Annotated in this window: 8 protein-coding genes and 2 pseudogenes; 5 read left to right on the forward strand and 5 right to left on the reverse strand. The window is 72.5% G+C overall.

Annotated features, from left to right (window positions below; all coding sequences use genetic code 11):
• Positions 1-18 precede the first annotated feature (18 nt).
• Complete coding sequence (gene allB / locus ACFWM7_RS02270; RefSeq protein WP_383254042.1) at positions 19-1,362, reverse strand: allantoinase AllB; 1,344 nt, start codon at positions 1,360-1,362, stop codon at positions 19-21.
• Between the two features lie 367 nt (positions 1,363-1,729).
• Here allB and ACFWM7_RS02275 point away from each other — a divergent pair, with 367 nt between their 5' ends.
• Positions 1,730-2,533, forward strand: a complete 804-nt coding sequence (locus tag ACFWM7_RS02275; RefSeq protein ID WP_383254044.1) for an IclR family transcriptional regulator — start codon at positions 1,730-1,732, stop codon at positions 2,531-2,533.
• A 111-nt stretch (positions 2,534-2,644) separates the two neighbouring features.
• Here ACFWM7_RS02275 and ACFWM7_RS02280 read toward each other — a convergent pair whose 3' ends face one another.
• Complete coding sequence (locus ACFWM7_RS02280; RefSeq protein ID WP_383254066.1) at positions 2,645-3,352, reverse strand: ABC transporter ATP-binding protein; 708 nt, start codon at positions 3,350-3,352, stop codon at positions 2,645-2,647.
• Here ACFWM7_RS02280 and ACFWM7_RS02285 point away from each other — a divergent pair.
• Together ACFWM7_RS02285 and ACFWM7_RS02290 are read left to right on the forward strand one after the other, a co-directional pair.
• Positions 3,242-3,469, forward strand: a pseudogene (locus ACFWM7_RS02285) (DNA-binding response regulator); the annotation flags it as partial. The gene ACFWM7_RS02280 and the pseudogene ACFWM7_RS02285 sit on opposite strands and share 111 nt — an antisense overlap.
• Positions 3,470-3,584: 115 nt before the next feature.
• Entirely contained in the window at positions 3,585-3,806 is a 222-nt protein-coding gene (locus tag ACFWM7_RS02290; protein WP_383254046.1) for a response regulator transcription factor, read from the forward strand.
• 46 nt (positions 3,807-3,852) lie between these two features.
• Here the strand turns inward: ACFWM7_RS02290 and ACFWM7_RS02295 are convergent, their stop codons facing one another.
• On the reverse strand, positions 3,853-4,155 hold the full coding sequence (locus tag ACFWM7_RS02295) for a DUF5955 family protein (RefSeq protein WP_383254068.1): 303 nt from the start codon (positions 4,153-4,155) through the stop codon (positions 3,853-3,855).
• Positions 4,156-4,368: 213 nt separating this feature from the next.
• Here ACFWM7_RS02295 and ACFWM7_RS02300 point away from each other — a divergent pair, with 213 nt between their 5' ends.
• Both ACFWM7_RS02300 and aceB read left to right on the forward strand, forming a co-directional pair.
• Positions 4,369-4,986: an NTP transferase domain-containing protein gene (locus ACFWM7_RS02300; RefSeq protein WP_383254049.1), complete on the forward strand. Its 618-nt coding sequence runs from the start codon at positions 4,369-4,371 to the stop codon at positions 4,984-4,986.
• Positions 4,987-5,261: 275 nt separating this feature from the next.
• On the forward strand, positions 5,262-6,881 hold the full coding sequence (gene aceB, locus ACFWM7_RS02305; protein ID WP_383254054.1) for a malate synthase A: 1,620 nt from the start codon (positions 5,262-5,264) through the stop codon (positions 6,879-6,881).
• Positions 6,882-6,963: 82 nt separating this feature from the next.
• Here the strand turns inward: aceB and ACFWM7_RS02310 are convergent.
• Both ACFWM7_RS02310 and ACFWM7_RS02315 read right to left on the reverse strand, forming a co-directional pair.
• Positions 6,964-7,077: pseudogene (locus ACFWM7_RS02310) on the reverse strand (peptide deformylase); the annotation flags it as partial.
• Positions 7,078-7,107: 30 nt separating this feature from the next.
• Positions 7,108-9,846: DEAD/DEAH box helicase (locus tag ACFWM7_RS02315; RefSeq protein ID WP_383254057.1), on the reverse strand; the 2,739-nt coding region annotated here is incomplete at its 5' end.

The following is a 9,846-nucleotide window of genomic DNA, read 5'->3' on the forward strand; positions in this document are numbered from 1 at the left end:
TCGAGGAGGCGGGCGCGGTCAGTGGTCCCGTTCGAGGAGGCGGCCGGTGGGCTCGGCGAGGACGCCGTCGGAGGCGATGCGGACGCCACGCAGCCAGCTGGAGCGGACCACGCCGTGCAGGGTCTTCCCGGCGTAGGCGGTGACCTGGTTGCGGTGGAACAGCTCGGCCGGGTCGACGGTGAAGGTCGCCTCGGGGGCGAGGACCGCGAAGTCGGCGTCGCGGCCGGCCTCGATGGCGCCCTTGCGGCTCAGTCCGGCCAGCTCGGCGGGTGCGGCGGACATCCAGCGGGCGACGTCGTCGAGGGAGTGGCCGCGCTTGCGGGCCTCGGTCCAGATGGCGGGCAGGCCGAGCTGGAGGGAGGAGATGCCGCCCCAGGCGGAAGCGAAGTCCGGGGTCTTGAGGTCGGTGGTGCAGGGCGAGTGGTCGCTGACGATGCAGTCGATCGTGCCGTCGGCGAGCCCGGCCCACAGGGTGTCCTGGTTGGCGGCCTCACGGATGGGCGGGCAGCACTTGAACTCGGTTGCCCCGTCCGGGACTTCCTCGGCGGTGAGGGTGAGGAAGTGCGGGCAGGACTCGACGGTGACGCGGACGCCCTCGCGCTTCGCGGCGGCGATCAGCGGCAGCGCGTCGCTGGAGGAGAGGTGCAGGACGTGGACGCGGGCGTTCAGCCGCTTGGCGTGGGCGATGAGCCCTTCGATCGCGGTGTTCTCGGCGTCGCGCGGGCGGGAGGCGAGGAAGTCGGCGTAGGCGGGGCCGGGGCGCTGCGGGGCGTCGGCCAGGTGGTGCGGGTCCTCGGCGTGGACGATGAGCAGTCCGCCGAACCCGGCGATCTCCGCCATGGAGCGGGCCAGCTGCTCCTGGTCCAGCTCCGGGAACTCCTCGACGCCGGAGGGCGACAGGAAGCACTTGAAGCCGAAGACCCCGGCCTCGTACAGCGGGCGCAGGTCCTTGGCGTTGGACGGGATCGCGCCGCCCCAGAAGCCGGTGTCGACGTGCGCCTTGGGGGCCGCGACCTGCTGCTTGGTCCGCAGGTTCTCGACGGTGGTGGTCGGCGGCAGCGAGTTGAGCGGCATGTCCAGGAGCGTGGTGATACCGCCCGCGGCGGCCGCGCGGGTGGCGGTCCAGAAGCCCTCCCACTCGGTGCGGCCGGGGTCGTTCACATGGACGTGGGTGTCGACCAGGCCGGGCAGCAGGACGTCGTCGCCGAAGTCCTCCAGGCGGGCGCCAGCGGGCACCTCGGCGTCGTACGGCAGGACCGCGTCGATCGTCCCGCCCGCGACGACGACCGCCGCCGGGCGGGTGCCCTCGGGGGTGACGACGCGCGTCGAGCGCAGTACCAGGTTCACGTCCACACCGGACACCCGTGCTCCTTCACTCCAAAATGATCACAACAGGCGTTCAACGAGCTCAGGAATTCAACGAACTGTTGAAGCTTCGATGGAGTCTTCACTCGGGAAACGCCCTCGTCAAGACCCACCTTCCGGCACGGGGGTCCGATGGACCGGCCCCGCCACCTCGACTGGAGGTTTCCACAAAGTAAAAGTCATATTTCGAACTACGGAACGTAGCATGGGCCAGGAGGGGCGGCGCCGAGCCGTCCGAACCGACCGTCGGCACCCGGACAAAACAGGCCCTGACCGGCACGGACGCCGACCGGGGAGCTGTGGGCCGCTCGGGAACCGCCCGGTAGGCTGCTGCCTTGCCTTCCGCTTCGAAAGGACCGTTGACGTGCCGCCGTCCCACGCCAGCACAGCCGACTCCAAGCCCTCCGGTTCCAGCGGTGGGGTGCAGTCCCTTGAGCGCGCCTTCGATCTGCTGGAGCGGATGGCCGACGCCGGGGGCGAGGTCGGGCTGAGCGAGCTGTCCGCGAGCAGCGGCCTGCCCCTGCCGACCATCCACCGGCTGATGCGCACCCTGGTGGTCTGCGGGTACGTACGCCAGCAGCCCAACCGGCGTTACGCACTCGGTCCCCGGCTGATCCGGCTCGGCGAGTCCGCCTCCCGGCTGCTGGGCACCTGGGCCCGCCCCTACCTCAGCCGGCTGGTCGAGGAGACCGGCGAGACGGCAAACATGGCGCTGCTGGACGGCGACGAGATCGTTTACGTCGCCCAGGTGCCGTCCAAGCACTCCATGCGGATGTTCACCGAGGTCGGCCGGCGTGTCCTTCCCCACTCCACCGGCGTGGGCAAGGCGCTCCTCGCGCACACCCCCGCCGACGAGGTCCGCGCGCTCCTGGCGCGTACGGGCATGCCCGCCGCCACGGAGAAGACGATCACCACGCCGGAGGGCTTCCTCGACGCCCTGGAGCAGGTGCGCCGCGCCGGATACGCGGTGGACGACAACGAGCAGGAGATAGGGGTGCGGTGCCTCGCGGTCTCCGTACCGAACTCCCCCACCTCGGCCGCGGTCTCCATCTCGGGCCCGGCGGGACGCGTCACGGAGGCGGCCACGGAGCGGATCGTGCCGATCCTCCAGCAGGTCGCGGGGGAGCTTTCCGAGGCGTTGGCGAGCAGCGGCACGAACGGCGGCTGAGCCGGCGGGGCGCGGGGCTGGCGGGCGCGGGCCGCCGGGCGTGGGCCCCGTGCCCGGCGGCCGCTCCCATCGACCCGCGCCGGCGGCCGGCGTCGGCGGCCCCACGGCCGGTCAGACGTGCGCCGGGACCGTCAGCCGCCCGTCGTCCATCGTCACCGTGCGGTCCATCCGCTCCAGGTGCGCCAGGTCGTGCGTGACCAGCACCGTGGCGGTGGCGCGCTCCCGGGTCAGGGTGACCAGCAGGTCGAGCACGGCCGCACCGCGTACGTGGTCGAGGGCGCTGGTCGGCTCGTCGACGAGCAGGACCGCCGGTTCGTTCATCAGGGCCCGCGCGATGTTGATCCGCTGGCGCTTACCGCCCCAGAGCTGGTGCGGCCGCCGGTCGGCGCGGTCGGCCAGGCCGACCGCGTCCATCAGCTCCAGGGCCCGGCGGCGGGCGCTGCGGGCGGGCCCCCCGGGCAGGTGGCGCATCACCTGGAGCTGTTCGGCGGCGGTCAGCGACGGCAGCAGGTTGGGCTGCTGGAACACGATCCCGATGTGGTCCCGGCGCAGGGCCGCCCGCCCGCCCCGGCCGAGACCGGCGGTCGGCGTCCCGGCCACGACGACCTCGCCGGAGTCCGGGGTGACCGCATGAACGACGGGGGCGGGGAGGCGATCCGGCTGCTGCTCGCGGACGACCATCCGGTGGTCCGGGCGGGGCTGCGCGCGGTGCTGGACACCGAGCCGGACCTCCGGGTCGCCGGTGAGGCGGCCACCGCCGAGGAGCCCGTCGCCCTGGCGGCGGGGGGCGGCTTCGACGTGGTGCTGATGGACCTCCAGTTCGGTGCGGGGGTGCACGGCTCGGAGGCCACGGCGACGATCACCGCCGGGGCGGGCGGCCCACGCGTCCTGATCCTCACCACCTACGACTCCGACGCGGACATCCTGGCGGCGGTCGAGGCCGGGGCGAGCGGCTATCTGCTCAAGGACGCACCGCCGCAGGAGCCGGCGGCCGCGGTGCGCACGGCGGCGGCGGGCCGCTCCGCGCTGGCGCCCTCGGTGGCGCACGCTGATGGACCGGATGCGCACCCCGGCCGAGGCGCTGACCCGGCGGGAGCTGGAGGTGCTCCAGCTGGTCGGGGCGGGCCTGTCGAACCTGCAGATCAGCACGCGGCTGTTCCTGAGCCAGGCGACGGTGAAGTCCCACCTGGTGCACATCTACGCCAAGCTGGGCGTCGACTCCCGTACGTCGGCGGTCGCGGCGGCCACGGCCCGCAGGCTCATCCGCCGCTGACGGGACACGCCCGGTGGGACAACCGCCCGGACGCTCCGCGGGGCGCTCACCCGCGCGGGGGCTCGCCGAAGAGGTCGACCGCGTTGCGCACCTCGCGCAGGGCGGCGGCCACCGCGCTCACCGAGCCGATCGCCCCCGCGATCAGCAGCAGGGAGCGGCGCATCCGAGGGATCTCCGGCACCCCGCTGACGGCCATGGCGTCCAGGGCCGCCAGCTCGTCCTCGGCGATCGGCCGGTCGGGAAATTCGGTCGGGAGATTCGCCAGCTCCCGGCGCAGCCGGGAGACGGCCATCCGCAGCTCGGCCACCCTCGGGTCCTCGCCGCTGCCGGTCAGCCGCTTCTGCCCCACGCTTCGCAACACAGCACTCCCCCTCGCACGTCTTTGTGCCGGTGTCTCCCCCGAATCCGGGTGGTGGCCAAGTCCCCGGGTTCGCCCGCAAGTTAACGCCATAACAGGCAGTGCGCGCCAGCCCACGGAAAGAAATCAGGGTTACCCCTGAGGGTGACATGCGTGTCGCGTGTGCGAAGGCCCGAGTGGTATCCAGACCTCATGGTTGAGGACATGGCGAAGGACAGTCCGCGCACGGCGAAGAACCCCAAGGTCGCGGGGGTGCTGCTGGCCGCCGGAGGGGGCCGTCGGCTCGGCGGTCGCCCGAAGGCGCTGCTGGAGCACCGGGGCCGCCCGCTGGTCGAGCACGCGCTGCGCTCCCTGCGCAACGGCGGCTGCGGCCCGCTGCACGTGGTGCTGGGTGCGGCGGCCGACGAGGTGCGGGCCCGGGCGGATCTCACGGGGTGCGCGGTGGCGGTGAACCCGGGCTGGGAGGAGGGCATGGGCTCCTCGCTCCGGCTGGGGCTGGCCGCCCTGAGCGCGACGGACGCGGATGCGGCGCTCGTTCTTCTGGTCGATCAGCCGGGGATCGGCGCGGAGGCGGTGGCGCGGGTGCGTCTCGCGTACCGCTCGCGGCTGAGCCTGGCGGCCGCCTCGTACGGCGGGGAGCGGGGCCATCCGGTGCTGTTCGGGGCGGACCGGTGGAGGGGCATCGCCGCGGGGGCGGTGGGCGACCAGGGCGCGCGGGTGTATCTGCGGGAGCACCGCGATGCGATCACGCTCGTGGAGTGTTCGGATGTGGCGGAGGCGTACGACATCGACACCTCGCAGGACCTCAGGCATCTGGAGTGACCGGAGCCGCCCCGGGATGGGCCGCCGCTCGCCGCTCAACAGTCCGTGGCCGCGCTGGCACGCTGCGCCGCTGACGGCCCGTTTCTGTCGACCCGGAGAATCTCGACATCAACAAACCATTGAACTTCCACCATGAGGAAACTACTATCCACTGGTCAGAAGCCCTCTGAACCTCAGACGGCGCCCACGGCCGTATCTCGGAGCCATGGCACGCCGTGCCGTATCAGGCGACCCGGCGGCCATGACGCCGCCGCCCGCTGAAGGAGTGACAGCTCATGTCCGCACCAGCGCCGTCCACGCTGGCCATCGTCGATGCCGAGCCCCTGCCCCGGCAGGAAGAGGTCCTGACCGACGCGGCCCTCGCGTTCGTGGCCGAGCTGCACCGGCAGTTCACCCCGCGCCGCAATGAGCTGCTCGCCCGGCGCGGGGAGCGCCGCGCCGAGATCGCCCGTACCTCCACGCTGGACTTCCTGCCCGAGACGGCGGCGGTCCGCGCGGACGACTCCTGGAAGGTCGCGCCGGCTCCGGCCGCTTTGAGCGACCGCCGGGTGGAGATCACCGGTCCGACCGACCGCAAGATGACCATCAACGCCCTGAACTCGGGCGCGAAGGTCTGGCTCGCCGACTTCGAGGACGCGTCCGCCCCCACCTGGGAGAACGTCGTCCTCGGCCAGCTCAACCTCACCGACGCCTACGAGCGCCGCATCGACTTCACCGACCCGAAGTCCGGCAAGTCGTACGCCCTGAAGTCCGCCGACGAGCTGGCCACGGTCGTCATGCGCCCGCGCGGCTGGCACCTGGAGGAGCGCCACCTCCAGTTGGACGGCGTCTCCGTGCCCGGCGCGCTGGTCGACTTCGGCCTCTACTTCTTCCACAACGCGCAGCGCCTGATCGACCTCGGCAAGGGCCCGTACTTCTACCTGCCGAAGACGGAGTCGCACCTGGAGGCCCGTCTCTGGAACGACATCTTCGTCTTCGCCCAGGACTACGTCGGCATCCCGCAGGGCACGGTCCGCGCGACCGTCCTGATCGAGACGATCACCGCCGCGTACGAGATGGAGGAGATCCTCTACGAGCTGCGCGACCACGCCGCCGGGCTGAACGCGGGCCGCTGGGACTACCTCTTCTCCATCGTCAAGAACTTCCGTGACGGCGGCGCCAAGTTCGTCCTGCCGGACCGCAACGCGGTGACGATGACCGCCCCGTTCATGCGGGCGTACACCGAACTCCTGGTCCGCACCTGCCACAAGCGCGGCGCGCACGCGATCGGCGGCATGGCGGCCTTCATCCCCTCGCGCCGCGACGCCGAGGTCAACAAGGTCGCCTTCGAGAAGGTCAAGGCGGACAAGGACCGCGAGGCGAACGACGGCTTCGACGGCTCCTGGGTCGCCCACCCCGACCTGGTCCCGATCGCCCTGGCCTCCTTCGACGCGGTCCTCGGCGAGAAGCCCAACCAGAAGGACCGGCTGCGCGAGGACGTCTCGGTGGCCCCGGGCGACCTGATCGCCATCGACTCGCTCGACGCGAGCCCCACGTACGACGGCCTGCGCAACGCCGTCGCGGTCGGCATCCGCTACATCGAGGCCTGGCTGCGGGGCCTGGGCGCGGTCGCCATCTTCAACCTGATGGAGGACGCGGCCACCGCCGAGATCTCCCGCTCCCAGATCTGGCAGTGGATCAACGCGGACGTGGTCTTCGAGAACGGCGAACACGCCACCGCGGACCTGGCCCGCCAGGTCGCCGCCGAGGAACTGGCCGCGATCCGCGAGGAGATCGGCGAGGAGACCTTCACCGTCGGCAAGTGGCAGCAGGCCCACGATCTCCTGCTCCAGGTCTCCCTGGACCAGGACTACGCGGACTTCCTGACGCTGCCGGCGTACGAGCAGCTGCGCTGAGCCGAACCGTGTGAACGAAGCTCCGCCCCCGGCACCGCACAGCGCCGGGGGCGGTGGCGTTCCCGGACCGGGTCGCTCGCCCTCATTTGCCCAACCGCGCCGCCCGCTCGGCGCGTCGGGCGAAGACCTCGTCCTTGGCCTCCGCCATTTCCCGCAGGGCCGCCTGGCGCTCCCGCCGGGCAAGCCGGTCCAGGTATCTGCGCCAGGCGGTGGAGCCCGCGCGCCGCTACCGGCAGCGGCAACCCTCGGTGAGTCTCGCCGGGGCCAGGTCCCGCATCGCCGCCTGCTGGTCCTCCGTCAAGCACGGCAGCTGACCGGCCATCACGTCGAAGTGCGGCAGTCCGCGCCAGGCGTCGTGGTCACCGACGACGAAAAGGCGCCTGCGCGCACGGCTGACCGCGACATTCAGCAGGTTGGGCGCGGAAGCCGCCCAGGAACGGGGCCCGGGCTTGTCGCCGCCCGCTCCGAGGACGAGCAGAACTACGTCGGACTCCTTTCCCTGCGTGGTGTGCACGGTGCCGACCCGGTCCCGTGGCACCGCCGAACAGAGGTGTCGGCGCAGGCCGGTCAGCACGTCCCGGAAGGGGCTGATGACGAAGAGTTCCCGCTCGGGATCCAGGCCCTGGTCGACGAGCCGGTGCACGATGACGTTCGCGCACTCCCCTTCCTCGGGCGACCACTTGCCCTGGGCCGCACGACCGCCGCTCACCGGCCACCACACACTGCGACGTGCCACCGCGTAGTCGTCCGCGCGGTGGACGCCGTGCACCATGAGCCCGTCGTAGGCGATGTCGTTGCTGATCGTGAACATGGGATCGTCGCAACGACGGTGGACACGCAGGGGCGAACCCACCCATACCCGGTCCTCCTCCGCCCCCTGGGGAGCGGGGAGCCAGGTGCCGTACGTGTTGAGGCGGTCGGCCACGCGCTGGGCCGAGGTACGGGAGGGCTCCCACTCCTCGGCGACGCCGAAGGTGCGGCGCAGCGCCTGCTGGCCCGTGTGCGGCAGGGTGACCACGGGCTCCAGCTGAAGCGGGTCGCCCACGATGACGGCTCGACGCGCCCGCCACAGGGCGCCCACCGGCATCTGCGCGGTCGCCTGGCCGGCCTCGTCGATCAGCATCCAGCCCAGCGAACGGGGGCCGAGGCCGGTGAACATCCGGTCCAGTGACGCGAAGGTGGTGGAGACGACGGGCAGCGCGAGGAACAGGCTCTGCCAGGCGGCCCGCACCACTTCGGGTCCGAGCGTCCGGGGTGCGTCGCCGCACAGCACGTCCATCGCGGCGTCGAGATTCTTGCGCATCCGGTCCGCGGCGCCCTCGATGAACGCCCGGTGCAGGTCCATCGCGGCGAGGAAGAGGCGGGTGCGGGCCCGGGTGAACTCCGGGTCGGACCAGGGCGAGGAGAGCTCGCGCGCCTCCTCCCGCGTACGTCCGTTCAGCTCCTCGCCACAGGGCAGCTGCGGGCCCCACCGTTCGCGGGCTTCGCGCACCCGTTCCTGGAGGTGGGCGTGGTGGCTCTCCGCCGTGTTCGAGGCACGTCGGGCTTCGGCCAGAAGGCGGCGGCGTTCGGCCTCGGCCCGGTCGAGGACCGCGGTCGCCCGCGCCTGTTCCTCGTACGCGGTACGGGCGCTCTGTTCGGCCTCGGCCAGAAGGCGGTCCTCCGCCTGCCAGTCGCGCTGGGCCGCGCCGAAGGTGAACAGGCCCGCGACCAGGCCGGGCCGGTGCCGTCGGTGTTCCGCCCTGCGCCCCGCGGGGGCGGCCAGGGCGTGCTGCGCCCGGTCCCGGGCCTCGCGGGCTTCTCGCGCGGGTTCCGCGAGCGCGGCCAGGTCCTCCTGCGCCGCTGCGACCGCCCGCCGGGTCACGGAGACCGCTTCCCGGGCGGTGCCGAGGTCCCGCAAGGCCTCGAACGCGGACTGACGCTCCTGACGCAGGGTGAGCACGGCCTGCCGGGCCTCACGGAAGCGGGCCACGGACTGCCGCCAGGCCGTCTGCCCGCCCGGGCGCTCCGCGGCTGCCCGGAGCCGGTCCCGCATGCCCTCACCGCGCTCGGCCCGCTCCTCGCGTGGCGGTCCGAACCAGTACCGGCTGCGGAAGTCCGAGCGGTTTCCCTTGTTCCCGAGCTTCGCGGCGATGGTCCCCCACGCCGGTGCGCCGTCCAGGATGAGCCGCCCCTGCTCCGGGAAGAAGGCGGCTTCCTCACGCCACTCATCCGCGATGGAGTCGAGCGCGGGGATCTCGGTGGAGATGTTCTCGACCGCCCCGTTGTTGGCCGACGCGATGACCATCTCGTAACCGGTCAGCTCGGTCTTCAGCGGGGCGACGGAGCGCTGGTACGTACCCGTGTTCCAGCGGTGCGCCGGGCTGGTGAACGCGTCCTCGGGGCGCCCGAGTCCGGACAGGGCCTCCGCCCTCCTGACCAGAACGGCGGCGATGAGGTCACGAAGCTGGGTGGTCTTGCCGGTGCCGGGCGGGCCGTTCACCGCGTACAGGCCGTCCGTGTCCGCGAGCTGCTCCATGATCCGGTTGACGGCGAACTGCTGGCTCAGCACCAGGGGATGCTCCGTCTTCGCGGGCCAGCGGCCGAGGGGAAGGTGCACGGGCTGCACGCCGTTCAGCACCGCGTCCGGGTTCTCCCTGAGGTCGACCCTGGCCCGGCCAAGCAGCGCGGTGGCCGGGGTCAGGTAGGCGCGCAGGGCCGCTCCCGGCTCCTCGGTGGCGAGGCGGCCGGTGACCAGGGAGAGGTCGGCCGCGATGAAACTGTTCAGGAAGTCCGTCCCGCCGGACCGGCCGGCCCTGCGGCGCGCCACCGTGCGGGTCTGCACCCGGACCGCCTCGGGGCGAAGGTCGTCACCGACGCCGAAGTGTTCCGCCACCCACCGGGTGACGGCCGACAGATCGCGGACGGTCAGGGGCTTCTCCCCGAGCCGCGGCGGAGCCTCCTCGCCGGCGCCGTCGTCCGCGTC

Origin of the sequence: Streptomyces sp. NPDC058375, from assembly GCF_042723425.1 — a bacterium.
Lineage (GTDB): Bacteria > Actinomycetota > Actinomycetes > Streptomycetales > Streptomycetaceae > Streptomyces > Streptomyces durocortorensis.